This window comes from Acidobacteriota bacterium (assembly GCA_033549365.1).
Lineage (GTDB): Bacteria > Acidobacteriota > Aminicenantia > Aminicenantales > Saccharicenantaceae > JAWSUF01.
The window spans coordinates 1-15,139 of the sequence record JAWSUF010000012.1; the positions used below are offsets into that span (position 1 = coordinate 1).

Consider the following 15,139-nt stretch of genomic DNA (forward strand, 5'->3'; position numbering starts at 1 on the left):
GAAATCAAAGAAAGGGCTGTTTTCTACAAGTAAGCTATCCAGCTGATATTAAAGATGATAAGTTCAATAATAATTCCGCATTTTCAAGATTGTTTCGTGCGGAATGTAGGGTGTAGGGATGTCAATGAATCAATATGAAACACAAAAGGACTTTGATAGGAAAGCGCTCAAGCGAGGGAATCAAGAACTCCCATGAGGTGTATGGAAATTTAGATCTTCAGTGATTTGATGAAGCGATCCGCCTCGTCAAGGAATTTTCTCAGATTATCCTTGTTCTCCATTGTCTGCTGGAAGACCTTCTCATCATCGACAACCCAATATCGATGGATGAGGATATTCCTGAGCTCAGCCAGTTTCCGCAGCTTTTGAGCCAAGGCATGAGTCATGATCCCGGCTTCGCCGGCCTTAACGATGCAGTCGACATATCCTTCACAAACGATCCCCTTCGCTTTCGCCAGGAGATGTTGACAGATGTCGGCCACGGCCTCGACGGCCTCAATCAATAGATATTTCATGGACAGCGCATTTCTGGGATCCGTAAGGAAATCCTCGACCCCGCCGCCGAAAAGGTGATCGATTTGATCCGAAATCCGGACAAGATCCATCTTCGCTTTTAGGATGCGATCCATATCTACAGCCGTCTTCATGCGCTAGGCCTCAAGAGCAAGGTTTCTGAAGTGAGAATATTCGCGGTATCTTCTGCCGACATCATCGATAAAATCCGTTCTGAGGTCTTCCGATTTGCTGACGAGAAGCACCCCTTTCTTCAGGACGGAAAGCTGAAAAGAAACAGGCGCCCGGTTCAAGATCATCACTTCGACCGGGTAACCCGTGGATTTTGACAATGCGAACGATAGATCCGACTCCGGGACGGATTCCTCATTGTATTCCAAAAGATAGACGGCGACGTCGATATCCCTGAAAGAATTCCCCTCGGAAAATGAGCCGTAGATATAAGTGAAGGCCACATCATCTCTCTTAGAAAAATAGGTTTTCAACTCCGTGATGAGCCCGCGCTGTTGCTCTTCGCCGATACGCTGTTTCGTCCGAAACCTCTTCTCGATCATGACGTTATTATACCCATTTGCGAATCGAATCAGAAATCCAGCTTCATCCTGGCCAGGAGGGCTTTGTAGCGAGGGTCGGCGGTCATCGAAGAAGGCCAGATGGCGGTATGAGTGTGGATCAATGCCATCAGGATATCGCGCTCTTCATAGGCCTTGTCCAGGAATTCGAAGGCCAGGTCGAGTCGATCCAATAACCCGGCTGCTATACCGATGAAAAAGGACGACGTCTCTTTGATGGTTTTTTTCTGTTCGATCATCTCCTCAAGAATTTGCTCAACCTTCTTATGATCTCCCTTCAAATAATAGATTCCTGCAAGAACTCCTTCGGCCCAGCCGGGGATGACAGGAAGTCTTTTCATTCTTTCTAAGCCATCAATGGCCTCGTCCCATAGGCCCTTGCGCATATAAGAATACCCGGCAAATAAATGGGTCAGGACAAAGTTCGGGTCGATCTCCATGGCCCTCGCTAATTCCTGGAGCGCCTCGTCAGTTCTTGCTACGGACATGTGAATACCGACCGACCAGGCGTAATAGAGGGGCATGAGGGGATCGAGCTCAAGGGCCTTCTTGATTTCACGAACGGCCTCGTCATATCGATTCATGGTCACCAGGAACCAGCCGCGATTGGCGTGGGCCATGGCGTCGCCCGGATTGAGGGCAAGCGCCCGATCATAGCTGCGGGCGGCAGCCTCCCAGTCCCACTCGAGCCAGTGCGCCACCATGCCGGCGGCGGAATGGGCCTCGGACAGATTTTCATCAAGGGACAGGGCTTTTTCGATAGCCGCTTTGGCTTTCGGCAGCATCTCTGCCGGAGGGGCAAAATTAAAAGCCCCTAAAAAGGCAAAAACCTGGCCCATGCCCGCGTAGGCCTGAGCGAAATGCGGGTCCTTATCGATGGCGGCCCGAAAGAATCCCACGGCCTTCTCGTAGGAATCGGGACTCGGCCGGGCGAGGAAGTAGAGTCCCTTGAGATAGAGGTTGTAGGCCTCGGGGTCGTCCGTAGAGCGCTTCCGGAGGGCGGTCTTCTCACCGACCTTCAGGGTCACTTTCAGGCTGTCCACGATGGCCGCCGTGATCTCGTCCTGGATGGCGAAGATGTCGGCCATGTCCCGGTCGTAGCGGTCCGACCAGAGATGGAACCCGTCCTCGACGTTGATGAGCTGGGCCGTGACGCGCAGCCGGTTCCCGGCCTTCCGGACGCTGCCTTCGAGAACGGCCTTGACGTCGAGCCTCCGGCCGATCTCCCGGATATCGAGATTCATGCCCTTGAGGGCGAAGGCCGAGGTCCGGGCCATGACGCGCAAGTCATGAATGCGGGCCAGGGCGTTCAGAAGCTCCTCCGCGATCCCTTCGGCGAAGTAGTCTTGCTCTTTGTCCGGGCTCATATTGGTAAAGGGGAGGACGGCGATGGAGGTGGACGGCTTATGGGAAGACGGTGCGGGCGCCGAGGCGACGTCACGGAGATCCACGGCCTTGAGGTCCTGGAGCAGGGCCTGGAAATCCAGGTAGCGGTTGAGGGCGTTTTTCTGGAGGCATTGCTCCAGCACTCCGGCGAGGCCGGCCGGGATGTCGCTCATCAGAGCCGCGATCGGCTCGGGCTCGCCGTGGACAATGGCCTGAAAGACCGCCTGTTCGTGCCCGCCCTGGAACGGGCCCTGGCCGGCCAGCATCTCGTAAACCATGCAACCGAAAGACCAGATGTCCGTGCGATGGTCGACTTTTTGGCCCAAGACCTGTTCGGGCGACATGTAGGCGACCGTGCCCATGACCGCGTCCGTTCGCGTCAGGTCTATGGCGCCTGCCATTCGGGCCAGACCGAAGTCCATGATCTTAACCCCGCCTCTTGTAGCCAGCATGATGTTGGCCGGCTTGATGTCCCGGTGGATGACGCCTTTGCGGTGCGCTTCCCCCAGGCCTTCTGCGACCTGGAGGGCGATGTCCAGGGCTTCTTTGATTTTGAGCGGTTTTTGGACGATCCTCGCCTTGAGGCTCATCCCGTCGATATAGGCCATGGCGATGTACATTTGGCCGTCATGCTCCTCGACCTCGTAGACCGTGCAGATGTGGGGGTGGTCGAGGGCGGCCGCGGCCTGGGCTTCGCGCATGAACCGTTCCTTGGCTTCGGGGGACTGCGACTGTTCGAAGGGGAGAAGCTTCAGGGCGACCGGGCGTCGGAGCTTGGTATCCTCGGCCTTGAACACGACGCCCATGCCGCCTCGTCCGATCTCTCCGCCGATCTTGTACTTGTTGGCGAAGAGCGTCCCTTTCTTAAGCGGCGGAATCGGCGTTTCGAGCGTTTTCGTCAAGGAGGGGATGGCCTGCCCCTCCGGACCGAGGGGAGCCGCACAGTTGCTGCAAAAGCGCGAATCCTCAAGATTTACGGAATGACACTTCGGACATTTCAAGGATTTTCCCATGATCCCTCTCCCTTTTCGTCAACTATGAAACAATATAGGTCGCGGGTGTAGGGATGTCAATGAATAAATATGAAAACCGTTAGAACTTTGAATCGAATCAGAAATCCAGCTTCATCTTGGCCAGGAAAGCTTTGTAGCGAGGGTCTGCGCTCATCGAAGAAGGCCAGATGGCGGCATGAGTGTGGATCAAAGCCAACATGATATCGCGCTCTTCATAGGCCTTGTCCAGGAATTCGAAGGCCAGGTCGAGTCGATCCAAGAACCCGGCTGCCATACCGATGTAAAAGGACGACGTCTCTTTGATGGTTTTTTTCTGTTCGATCATCTCCTCAAGAACTTGCTCAGCCTTCTTATGATCCCCCTTCAAATAATAGATTCCTGCAAGAACTCCTTCGGCCCAGCCGGGGATGACAGTAAGTCTTTTCATTCTTTCTAAGCCATCAATGGCCTCGTCCCATAGGCCCTTGCGCATATAAGAATACCCGGCAAAATAATGGGTCAGGACAAAGTTCGGGTCGATCTCCATTGCCCTCGCTAATTCCTGGAGCGCCTCGTCAGTTCTTGCTACGGACATGTGAATACCGACCGACCAGGCGTAATAGAGAGGCATGAGGGGATCGAGCTCAAGGGCCTTCTTGATTTCACGAACGGCCTCGTCATATCGATTCATGGTCACCAGGAACCAGCCGCGATTGGCGTGGGCCATGGCGTCGCCCGGATTGAGGGCAAGCGCCCGATCATAGCTGCGGGCGGCAGCCTCCCAGTCCCACTCGAGCCAGTGCGCCACCATGCCGGCGGCGGAATGGGCCTCGGACAGATTTTCATCAAGGGACAGGGCTTTTTCGATAGCCGCTTTGGCTTTCGGCAGCATCTCTGCCGGAGGGGCAAAATTAAAAGCCCCTAAAAAGGCAAAAACCTGGCCCATGCCCGCGTAGGCCTGAGCGAAATGCGGGTCCTTATCGATGGCGGCCCGAAAGAATCCCACGGCCTTCTCGTAGGAATCGGGACTCGGCCGGGCGAGGAAGTAGAGTCCCTTGAGATAGAGGTTGTAGGCCTCGGGGTCGTCCGTAGAGCGCTTCCGGAGGGCGGTCTTCTCACCGACCTTCAGGGTCACTTTCAGGCTGTCCACGATGGCCGCCGTGATCTCGTCCTGGATGGCGAAGATGTCGGCCATGTCCCGGTCGTAGCGGTCCGACCAGAGATGGAACCCGTCCTCGACGTTGATGAGCTGGGCCGTGACGCGCAGCCGGTTCCCGGCCTTCCGGACGCTGCCTTCGAGAACGGCCTTGACGTCGAGCCTCCGGCCGATCTCCCGGATATCGAGATTCATGCCCTTGAGGGCGAAGGCCGAGGTCCGGGCCATGACGCGCAAGTCATGAATGCGGGCCAGGGCGTTCAGAAGCTCCTCCGCGATCCCTTCGGCGAAGTAGTCTTGCTCTTTGTCCGGGCTCATATTGGTAAAGGGGAGGACGGCGATGGAGGTGGACGGCTTATGGGAAGACGGTGCGGGCGCCGAGGCGACGTCACGGAGATCCACGGCCTTGAGGTCCTGGAGCAGGGCCTGGAAATCCAGGTAGCGGTTGAGGGCGTTTTTCTGGAGGCATTGCTCCAGCACTCCGGCGAGGCCGGCCGGGATGTCGCTCATCAGAGCCGCGATCGGCTCGGGCTCGCCGTGGACAATGGCCTGAAAGACCGCCTGTTCGTGCCCGCCCTGGAACGGGCCCTGGCCGGCCAGCATCTCGTAAACCATGCAACCGAAAGACCAGATGTCCGTGCGATGGTCGACTTTTTGGCCCAAGACCTGTTCGGGCGACATGTAGGCGACCGTGCCCATGACCGCGTCCGTTCGCGTCAGGTCTATGGCGCCTGCCATTCGGGCCAGACCGAAGTCCATGATCTTAACCCCGCCTCTTGTAGCCAGCATGATGTTGGCCGGCTTGATGTCCCGGTGGATGACGCCTTTGCGGTGCGCTTCCCCCAGGCCTTCTGCGACCTGGAGGGCGATGTCCAGGGCTTCTTTGATTTTGAGCGGTTTTTGGACGATCCTCGCCTTGAGGCTCATCCCGTCGATATAGGCCATGGCGATGTACATTTGGCCGTCATGCTCCTCGACCTCGTAGACCGTGCAGATGTGGGTGTGGTCGAGGGCGGCAGCGGCCTGGGCCTCGCGCATGAACCGTTTCTTGGCCTCGGGCGACTGCGACTGTTCGAAGGGGAGAAGCTTCAGGGCGACGGTCCGTTTGAGCTTGGTATCCTCGGCCTTGAACACGACGCCCATGCCGCCCCGTCCGATCTCTCCGCCGATCTTGTACCGGTTCGCGAAGAGCGTCCCTTTCTTAAGCGGGGGAATCGGCGTTTCGAGCGTTTTCGTCAAGGAGGGTTGGCCCTTCGGGTCCGGCGCGGCCTTGACATCGAGACTGGATCCGCAGTCATTGCAAAAACGTGAATTTTCCGGGTTTTCGGAATGACACTTCGGACATTTCAAGGATTTTCCCATGATCCCTCTCCTTTTTCGTCAACTATAGAACAATGTAGGTCGCGGGTGTAGGGATGTCAATCAGAAAATTCTCCCGTCGAGATCCTCGGAATCCAAGGATGCGTTTATCGACCCATGAACAGATAGGCACCGTACGCAACGGCCATCAAAACATGGAAACCGAGAACAACCCACATCCACAGGTTGAGCTCAAGACTGGTGAAAAACATCAGAGCGAGCTTCAGCAGCACCATCGCGATGAGCAGCAGAAAGAACACGAGAATGATAGGGAAACGGACCTCATCCACTGTCTTGTTTCGGGAGCCGAATGCAATGCCTGCAATTGCGAGGATCCCAAGTCCGAAGAACCTCCAACCAATAGTTCCCATGGAATCGGTCGGCAATGCAAGAAAGTCGCTCACGAAACCCGGAAACGCCAGGAATGACGCCCCGAAAACGAGGCCGGCTACTGAGTGAAACCGGAAAAGCACTCTCGCCTTCATGTGTTCCTCCTTTAAAGCACAGATTTCGACACGCAGTTTGATCGAACTAAACCCCCATTTCCATCGATGTATATGTACTCACTTTTCCGAAAGATCCATCTCTAAGTCCGATCAGATTTCCAGCACAAAATTAAAAAGCTACCGCCAAAAAGATGAAATTATTCATTTAGTCGCAGCTCGATAGATTTTCAAAATGTTAGAAATTTCTGATGAAGATGGAGAGGCGATGGGGAGCGATTAGGAATCTCGATCCCGGCATGATAGGGATGCTTTAAGATGCTGATTTCTCGGGGAATAAGACGGAGCCAGCGAGAGGAATTGAACCTCCGACCTACTGATTACGAATCAGTTGCTCTACCGGCTGAGCTACGCTGGCCCGCCGGCGCGGCCGGCCGGCCGCGCCTGAAGCTTCCCACACATTAATCAAATCGAGACGGACTGTCAAGATAAGCCCCCTTTCCATTCCAACCCATTTCGACTACAATACCCCTCCGGTCCGGGGAACCGCAGATCCGCCGCGCTTGACCCGGGCACACCAAGCGGAACGGAGAATCCGGAACAACAGCCCATGAAAGTCAAGAAGCTGGAATTGCAGGGGTTCAAGTCCTTCCCCGAAAGGACCCGCGTCGTTTTCCATTCGGGAATCACGGCCGTCGTCGGGCCGAACGGCACGGGAAAAAGCAACATCGTCGACGCCATGCTCTGGGTCCTGGGAGGGCTGCGTGTCAAGTCCGTCCGGGGCGACCGGACGGATGACGTCATTTTCAACGGCAACGCCAAAAAGCCCGCTCAGGCGATGGCCGATGTCGTTCTGACACTCGGCAACGACAACGAGGAGCTCGTCGTTTCCCACCGCGTATTCCGTTCCGGTGAAGGAGAATACCGGCTGAACGGAAAAACCGTCCGGCTCAAGGATATCCAGGATGAACTTTGGAAGCGGGCCATCGGCGACAAGGAATACTTCGTCATCGAACAGGGCGCCATCGGCACGTTCGTTACATCCAAGCCTCAGGAAAAGCGGGCCTTGATCGAAGAGGCGGCGGGAACGGCCTTTTACAAGGACAAGAAACGCCAGGCCCAGAACAAGCTCGAAAACACGGGGCAAAACCTCGTCCGCCTGGAAGACATCATCGCCGAAGTCGAAAAAGCCCGGAATTCGCTGCAGCGGCAGGCCCAGGCCGCCAACCGCTACCGCAGGCTTCGGGAACGCATCCGCGAATTGACGGGGCAGCATTTCCAGAGAAAACTTCGCCTTCTTGAACGGCTCCAACAGGAAACCGGCGCCCTCCATGCCGCCGGACTTGACAAGGAACACGCCCTGACGGCCAATGTCAAGGAGGCGGAGAAAACCATCGCCTCCATCCGAAAAGAGTTTTGGGATCTGGAAAAAGCTCTCGAGGAGGACAGGGAGCGCCTTTTCAACATTCGATCCCTGGGAACCCGGATCGAAGGCGAAATCGAGCGGGAAACCAAGCGTGCCGAGTTTCTCACCGATGCAGGTCGGAAAGCCGAGGCCGCACGCTCCGAGATCGCCGGCGAACTCCTCCATCTGGAACTCGAGATCCAGGAGAGCCGGAACAGCCTGGAGGATGTGCTGCGTTCGCGGGAAAGTGCGGAACAAAAAGCGGCCGGGGCCGCCGAAGCCCTCAAGACCGCCAGGGACCGGGCCTCCGAACGGGAACGGACGATCGCCGAATCGCGCAGCGCCTACCTGCGTCTCCTGCAGGACATGACCGAAAACAAGAACGGTCTGGCCAAGACGGAAAAGGAACTTGAGATCATCCGGAGGCAAAAAGACAAAATCACCGGTCAGATCGAAGAGTTGAAAAACCAGGCCGTCGATATATCGCGCCGCATCGAAGAAAACGAGACGGACAGGCGGCTCCTTCGGACGGATCACGAGACCTTGAAGCAGGAAGGCAAGACCCGCGAAGAGGCCCGGCGGGAGGCCGCAGCCGATGCCGAACGCCTGCAGGAACAGGTCGATGCCCTGAAGAGCCGGCACGGCGAATGCGAACATCGGATCCGGGCCCTCCGGGATGTTTTGGAGAAGGAACGGAGCGGCGCCTCGACCGAGCCCGTCCCGGGATCGCTGGGGCTTCTGGCCGAACTCATCCGGACCTCTTCCGGAGATGCGCCGCTTTTCGATGTCTTCTGGAAGGAGGAAGCCGCGGCTCTCGTCGTTCCCGCCGAGGATTTTCTGCAGCATTACCGGATCGATATCAAAGGCCGCTATCTTCTTCTTCCCAGGGACATCCGAAGCAAGGTCCCCGACAACCTGATCCGGCAGCCCTCCGTGCGCGGGCTTCTGCGGACTCGGCTTCAGCCCTCCGAACGGATCGGAAACCGCCTGAATCACATGGCCGATGCCGCCGTCGTCGACGATGTCGCCGCGGCCGTCCGGCTCTGGCTCGACTTTCCGGATTGGAACTTCATCACGCCGACCGGCGACATTCTGACGGCCTCGGGACTTCTGAGGCTCGGGCCGAAACCGGAGGGCATGATCGCCCTCATGCAGGAAATCCGCGATCTGGAAACCGCGGCAGCCGCCTGCGAAGCCGAACTTCCGGAAATCCTGGAGCGCCTCCGGATCGCCCGAGATGCCGCATCCGGCCATGACGAAGAAATCCGCCGTTTGGCCGCCCGCTCCATCGCCCTTGAAAAAGCGCTGGCCGAACGGGACAAGGAAGCCGGCTACCTGGAAACCGAGCGGAACAAGACCCGGACGAACGTCGAAATTCTGTCCCGCGAGATCGACATCCTGGAGGGTGAAATCCGATCGGCGCTGGCCCTTCAGGACAGCCTGAACGTTGCGGCGGCCGCCCTGACCTCGGACGCCGAAACCCTGAAAGACCGGATCGCCCGCGAGGAAAGCGAGGCGGCGGAGGGAATGGAAAAGGACGCCGAGGCCGAACGGCTTTATTTCGAACTCAAAGCCGGTCTGGAATTGGCCAACGAAAAGATGAGCGGCCTTCGCCATCATCTCCAGAGCCTGGAAAAACGGAAACAAACCCTCGAGGCCAGGACGGACGGTCTCGCCGTCGATGCAAAAAAGGCCGAAGAGGAAAAAACACAGCTTCAGGATCATGTCCGCAACCTCCGCGAAAAGGCCGCCGCCTCAGCCCGGGACCAGGCCGAATTGGAATCCGCGCTGGCGGAGCGGGAAGCCCATCTCCATTCCATCCGGAGAAAGCAGGAGGAGATGGAAACCGCGCTCGAATCGCAGAGGCGGGAGGAGGAGTCGGCCAAGGAGGAACGCGTCCGCCACGAAATCCGCAAAGCCGAAATCGAGAGAGACTGGGTGAACCTGGAGGAAACCTGCTGGCAGGAACTCAAGAAAACCCTGGCCGAGCTTCGCGAGGAGACCGCCGCCCCTCAGGAAACCGATCAGAATCTTCAGGCCGAAGAGGAAGAGGGGGACGAGCAATCGCACCCTGACGAGACGGAAAAGTCCGGAGACGGACCCGAGCCCGGCCGCGAACGCCGCCCGGGCCGCCGCCTGGTCCCGGCCTCCGAGCTTTCGGACGACGAAGTGGACCGGGAGCTCGAGGACGCCCGCGATCTTCTCCAGAAATACCGGGCGGTCAACCTCATGGCCGAAGAGGAATACGCCGAAAAGAAAACCCGCCACGAATTTCTCGTCACCCAGCGCCGGGATCTTCTCGAATCCATCGCCTCCACGGAGGCGGCCATCCGCAAGATCGACGAGGAAAGCAAGACCCAGTTTCTCGCCGCGCTCGAACAGGTCAACTCGAATTTCCAGGACGTCTTTGCCATCCTGTTCAAGGGAGGAAACGCGGAGGTCAAGCTTCTGGAGCCGGACAACCCCCTGGAAAGCGGCGTCGAGATCATCGCCCAGCCGCCGGGCAAACGGGTTCAGAACCTGGCGCTTCTTTCGGGCGGCGAGAAGTCCCTGACCAGCCTGGCCTTCATGTTCGCCCTTTTCCGCTACCGGCCGAGCCCGTTCTGCTTCCTCGACGAGGTCGACGCCGCCCTCGACGACGTCAACCTGGCCCGCTTTCTGGACCTCATGAAGGCCATCAAGACGCAGACCCAATTCATCATCATCACCCACAATTATAAAACCATGGAAGTCGCCGATTACATTTTCGGAACGACGATGGAAGATCCCAACGTCACCAAGCTCTATTCCGTCAAACTCGAAAAGAAGGACGAACAAGCCGTCGTCTCATGAAGATCCAGCTCTACATTCCGCCGGGCGGCTATTTTGCGGAACGATGGTCCCAGGGCAGTTCCATGCCGCCCCTCGGACTTCTGTCCATCGGAGCCGTCCTCGAACAAGCCGGCGTGGGTGTTGAAATCGTGCCCGCGGACATTCTGAAAATGAGCTGGAGCGCCATCCGGGAAAAGATCGCCCGGGACAAGCCCGATATCGTCGGGGTGACATCGACCACGGAAAACCGCTTCCAGAGCTTCCGGCTCGTTCGGGAGGCCAAAAAGGCAAGTCCGGAGTCGCTGACCGTCCTTGGAGGTCCCCATGCGTCCATGGCGGCCGAAGACGCCCTGGCCCATCTCCCCGAGCTCGACATGGTCGTGCGCGGAGAGGGAGAAACGACCGTTCTCGAACTCTGCCGGGCCCTGGAGTCAGGCCGGGATCCCGAGGTTCTGAAAGACATCCGGGGGCTGTCTTTCCGTTCATCCCGCGGGATCGTCTCCGCGCCGCCCCGGGAACCCATTCGCGACCTCGACGCCCTGCCCGACCCCGCCTTCCATCTCGTGCCTTTCGAGTCGTACAATTTCCGGTTCGAAGTTCCCGGCCACGGACTTCTGCCGGCCGTCAACGTCATGACCAGCCGGGGCTGTCCGTTTTTCTGCAACTTCTGCGCGACCCCCATCAATTGGGGGCGGACCGTCCGGATGCGCAGCCCGGAAAACGTCGTCCGGGAAATCGAGCACCATATCCGAACCTATGGAATCAAGGTCGTCTTTTTCTACGACGACACGTTCAACGCCAATCCGAAACGGGCCGAGGCGATCTGCGATCTCATCCTGGAGAGAAAACTCGACATCTTCTGGAAAGCCGACGTCCGCATCGACATGATCAACCGGCCGCTTCTCGAAAAAATGAAGAAGGCCGGGCTTTTCCACCTGTCATTCGGGCTGGAGGCGGCCTCCGAGAGAGTCCGCAACGAGATCATCAACAAGAAAATCGATATGCGCGATTTTCACAACCTGGTCGACTGGTGCAATGAACTGGAGATCATCCCCAATGTCTTTTTCATCTTCAGCCATCCGACCGAAACATGGGAGGAGGCGCAGGAAACCATCCGGATCATCGAGCAATACAAAGGCCGGATCGAGCCTTCCGTGGCCGTTCTCCACATTTATCCGGGGACGCCCCTGGAACAAACCGCCCGGGAGAAAGGGCTTTTACCCGCGGATTTCACCTGGACCCGTCCCGGCCGGTCCCGGGTCATCACCCTTCCGACGGCTCAGGGAGACGTGCCGCTGTTCCTGGATCAACTGACCTGGTCTCAGGTCAGCGAGCTTCTTTTCCGCTGGTCGATGAGCGGAGGCCGGGTATCCATCCTGAAAAAAATCCCCCGGACTCTGGGAAAAATCCGCTCCTTCGGGGAGTTTTTCAGGTATGTCGTCATGACCTGGGTTCTCCTCAAGCTGAAAATCGGCAAACTCCGGAAAACGCGATGAAAATCGGAATCGTCAAGGATGCGCGGTTCGCCGACCATGACATGGGGACCTATCACGTGGAGAGCCCTCAGCGCATCGAGGCGATCAACCGCATGATCGAAGACAGGATCCGTTTTCCTTATCTTCTGGTCGAGCCCCGCCCCGCTTCGGAGGAGGAACTGGCCCGCGTTCACGATCCTCTCTATGTCCGGGCCATCCGCGAGACGGCCGGAAGGGACCGCGTCCACCTCGATCCCGACACCTCGGCCGGCCCCCTCACTTATGAGACGGCCCGTCTGGCCGCCGGGGGCCTGATCAAGGCCGCCGAGCTGATCATCGAGGGAAGAATCCAGAACTCTTTCGCCTTCGTCCGGCCCCCGGGTCACCATGCCGAAGCGGTCCGGGCAAGGGGTTTCTGTATCTTCAACAATGTCGCCGTGGCCGCCGAACATCTTGTTCTTGTCCATGGGTTTCGAAGAATTCTGATTGCGGATTGGGATCTTCACCACGGCAACGGAACCCAGGATACCTTCTACGGTCGCGACGATGTTCTTTATTTTTCCACGCACCAGTCGCCCTTTTATCCTGGAAGCGGACGGGCCGGAGAAACGGGACAGGGTCGGGGCGAGGGTTTTACCTTGAATATCCCGCTCCGGGCCGGAAAGACCGGAGCCGACTACACGGCCATTCTCCAAAACATCCTTCGTCCCGCGGCGGACCGCTTCAAACCGGAATTCATCCTGGTCAGTGCCGGCTTCGACATCGGCGCCGGCGATCTCCTGGGAGGCATGCGGGTCACTCGGGAGGAGTTCGGCTGGATCGCGGCGGAGCTGCTGGACATGGCCCGGGCTCATTGCGGTTCACGCATCGCCTTCGTTCTCGAAGGAGGCTACAACCTCCGCGTCCTGGCGGACGGCGCCGAGGAGATCCTCGGACGCATGGCGGGGGAAAACGCATCCGAAGTTCCCCGTTTCCAGCTCTCCGACGCCTTGAGGAAAGAGCTCGAACCGGTTTTCCGGGCTTCCTCCCACCGCTGGAATTTCTAATCTGCTTTTTTGTCCTCAGAAGAGGGCGGCGTCATCTGAGAAGGACAACCAAAAACCGCCGAACACGTTCCTTCCCCGGGCGAAAAACACTTTACCTTGGCATGTTTCTTGCTTATATTGATATTGGAGTAAGGAGATACGCCCATGAGAAAACTATTTGCGATCGCCGTTATCCTGGCTGTTCCGGCCGCCTTATTGGCGACGGACGAACCCAAATACACCAATGAGACCGTGGCTCGCTTGAGCTACGTCGAAGGCCAGACCTTCATTCAGAGAGCCTCGGATCTCGGCTTCGAAGAAGGGATCCTGAACATGCCCATCATTGAGGGCGACAGGATCGCCGCCTCGGACGGACGCACGGAAGTCCATATCGGCCGCGGCAACTACCTCCGGATGGACCAGGAGACCAAAATCGACATTCTGAATCTTCCCAAGAAAGGCGAGGATCTCGTACGATTTCGCGTCTGGTCGGGAAGCGTGTTTGTCGACATCGGCCGCCTGGCGGGAGAAAAAACCATCGAAATCCACACGGCCGACGCCTCGTTCTATATTCTGGAAACCGGCCTCTACCGCGTCGATGTCCTGGAAACCGGGAAAACCGAATTTCTGGTCTACCGCGGACTGGCGGAAGCGGCGGGACAGGAAGGGTCTTCGCTCATCAAAGCCTCCCAGAGAATCACGGCCTCCGAGGGTCGTTTCACATCGCGTCCCGCCTTGTTCATCGCCACAGCCGACGACGGGTTCGATGTTTGGAACGAGGAACGGAGCCGGGACCTCCGCAAAGAATTCGCTCAGCGCTATCTCCCCGAGGAACTTGAGGATTTTGAGGATGAACTTCTGCGGCACGGCCGTTGGGTGAACATCCCCCCTTACGGCATGGTCTGGGTTCCCATGGGCGTTGACGACGATTGGCGCCCCTATCATTACGGACGCTGGATGTGGCTTCCGATTTCCGGATGGACCTGGCTTCCCTATGAACCCTGGGGCTGGGCGACATTCCATTACGGCCGGTGGCATTGGGCCGTGGGTTACGGATGGTACTGGATTCCGACATCCTTCTGGGGCCCGGCCTGGGTTAACTGGTGGTGGGATCCCTATTACTATGGATGGGCTCCCATGAGCTGGTACGGTTATCCCGGAGTCTTGTACGGCGGCCGGTATTACGGACGATACTATGGGGATATTTATCCCTACGGATCGAGAGCGCTGACCGTTGTCCGCAAGGACCAGCTCAAGGCGACGAACATCTCCCGGGCGGCCTTGCGGGACGACGGCCTGCGAACACTGACATCCATGAATCTCTCCAGCGCGAATCTTCCCCATCGGCCCGAACGCGGCGGCATTTCCATCCAGCCGATTGAAGGCGACCGGAAGATTCTTCTTCGGAAAGAAACCGGAACGGGCCTCCGGGACGCCGGAACGGCCGGGACCCGTCCCGCTCTCAGGCAACCCGATGCGCCGGCGCGGACGGATGCGCCCGGACGTGTGACAACGCCGGAAACCAAAACCGGCGCCGGAGAACGGGGCACGGCGCCTCCGCAGGAACGGAGAATCCGCCGGAATGACGACTCGCCGGAAACGGCCCGGACCGCCGCCGTATCCGAACGCCCTGGGGCGGCTTCGAGATCCATTCACGGTTATCCCTCTTCCCCCGCCATTCGGGGAAGAAGCACGGAATCGGACCGGTCGGGATCCGCGGTCGGGTCAGCCGTTCGGAGAATCAACAGCAGTTCCTCAAGCCGAAGCCGGATTTCGGACGACAGGCGGACATCGTCTTCTTCCTCGCGTTCGGGAACCGTGAGCCGGGGTTCGTCGTCATCCTCTTCGTCACGCTCGGGATCCGGATCGGTCAGCCGGGGCTCTTCATCCTCCGGTTCTTCGAGCGGTTCAGGGCCAACGCGGTCCGGGTCTTCGGGATCGAGTTCGGGTTCGCGATCAGGGTCTTCGAGCGCAGGCTCCGGAAGCATCAAGAAAAAATAAC

The 15,139-nt window shown here is 58.1% G+C and carries 9 protein-coding genes and 1 tRNA gene; 4 read left to right on the forward strand and 6 right to left on the reverse strand.

Features of this window, described 5'->3' with window-relative positions; translation table 11 throughout:
• Positions 1–209: 209 nt before the first annotated feature.
• The 6 genes from SCM96_13200 to SCM96_13225 form a co-directional block, all read right to left on the reverse strand.
• Positions 210–647 (reverse strand): DUF86 domain-containing protein, encoded by a 438-nt coding sequence (locus SCM96_13200; protein MDW7761576.1) that lies wholly within the window; start codon positions 645–647, stop codon positions 210–212.
• 3 nt (positions 648–650) lie between these two features.
• The gene (locus SCM96_13205; protein ID MDW7761577.1) at positions 651–1,067 is read right to left on the reverse strand and encodes a nucleotidyltransferase domain-containing protein; all 417 of its coding nucleotides are present in this window, start codon (positions 1,065–1,067) and stop codon (positions 651–653) included.
• Positions 1,068–1,096: 29 nt separating this feature from the next.
• Positions 1,097–3,484: a protein kinase gene (locus SCM96_13210; protein ID MDW7761578.1), complete on the reverse strand. Its 2,388-nt coding sequence runs from the start codon at positions 3,482–3,484 to the stop codon at positions 1,097–1,099.
• A gap of 97 nt (positions 3,485–3,581) precedes the next feature.
• Positions 3,582–5,981 carry a protein kinase gene (locus SCM96_13215; GenBank protein ID MDW7761579.1) on the reverse strand — a complete coding sequence of 800 codons (2,400 nt, stop codon included), beginning with the start codon at positions 5,979–5,981 and terminating at the stop codon, positions 3,582–3,584.
• 104 nt (positions 5,982–6,085) lie between these two features.
• On the reverse strand, positions 6,086–6,463 hold the full coding sequence (locus SCM96_13220) for a hypothetical protein (protein ID MDW7761580.1): 378 nt from the start codon (positions 6,461–6,463) through the stop codon (positions 6,086–6,088).
• Positions 6,464–6,766: 303 nt separating this feature from the next.
• Positions 6,767–6,839: transfer RNA gene (locus SCM96_13225), tRNA-Thr, on the reverse strand.
• 192 nt (positions 6,840–7,031) lie between these two features.
• Here SCM96_13225 and smc point away from each other — a divergent pair.
• From smc to SCM96_13245, 4 genes are all read left to right on the forward strand, one after another.
• On the forward strand, positions 7,032–10,658 hold the full coding sequence (gene smc, locus SCM96_13230) for a chromosome segregation protein SMC (GenBank protein MDW7761581.1): 3,627 nt from the start codon (positions 7,032–7,034) through the stop codon (positions 10,656–10,658).
• Positions 10,655–12,133 carry a radical SAM protein gene (locus SCM96_13235; GenBank protein MDW7761582.1) on the forward strand — a complete coding sequence of 493 codons (1,479 nt, stop codon included), beginning with the start codon at positions 10,655–10,657 and terminating at the stop codon, positions 12,131–12,133. Before smc ends, SCM96_13235 begins: the two co-directional genes overlap by 4 nt.
• Positions 12,130–13,158: a histone deacetylase gene (locus SCM96_13240; protein ID MDW7761583.1), complete on the forward strand. Its 1,029-nt coding sequence runs from the start codon at positions 12,130–12,132 to the stop codon at positions 13,156–13,158. Before SCM96_13235 ends, SCM96_13240 begins: the two co-directional genes overlap by 4 nt.
• A 144-nt stretch (positions 13,159–13,302) precedes the next feature.
• Positions 13,303–15,138: a DUF6600 domain-containing protein gene (locus tag SCM96_13245; protein MDW7761584.1), complete on the forward strand. Its 1,836-nt coding sequence runs from the start codon at positions 13,303–13,305 to the stop codon at positions 15,136–15,138.
• Position 15,139: the final 1 nt, after the last annotated feature.

Excerpts from the sequence above, each read along its gene's own strand:
- SCM96_13215 (MDW7761579.1), bottom strand. The coding sequence starts at position 5,981 with ATGGGAAAATCCTTGAAATGTCCGAAGTGTCATTCCGAAAACCCGGAA.
- SCM96_13220 (MDW7761580.1), bottom strand. The coding sequence starts at position 6,463 with ATGAAGGCGAGAGTGCTTTTCCGGTTTCACTCAGTAGCCGGCCTCGTT.
- SCM96_13245 (MDW7761584.1), top strand. The coding sequence starts at position 13,303 with ATGAGAAAACTATTTGCGATCGCCGTTATCCTGGCTGTTCCGGCCGCC.
- smc (MDW7761581.1), top strand. The coding sequence starts at position 7,032 with ATGAAAGTCAAGAAGCTGGAATTGCAGGGGTTCAAGTCCTTCCCCGAA.
- SCM96_13205 (MDW7761577.1), bottom strand. The coding sequence starts at position 1,067 with ATGATCGAGAAGAGGTTTCGGACGAAACAGCGTATCGGCGAAGAGCAA.
- SCM96_13210 (MDW7761578.1), bottom strand. The coding sequence starts at position 3,484 with ATGGGAAAATCCTTGAAATGTCCGAAGTGTCATTCCGTAAATCTTGAG.
- SCM96_13240 (MDW7761583.1), top strand. The coding sequence starts at position 12,130 with ATGAAAATCGGAATCGTCAAGGATGCGCGGTTCGCCGACCATGACATG.
- SCM96_13235 (MDW7761582.1), top strand. The coding sequence starts at position 10,655 with ATGAAGATCCAGCTCTACATTCCGCCGGGCGGCTATTTTGCGGAACGA.
- SCM96_13200 (MDW7761576.1), bottom strand. The coding sequence starts at position 647 with ATGAAGACGGCTGTAGATATGGATCGCATCCTAAAAGCGAAGATGGAT.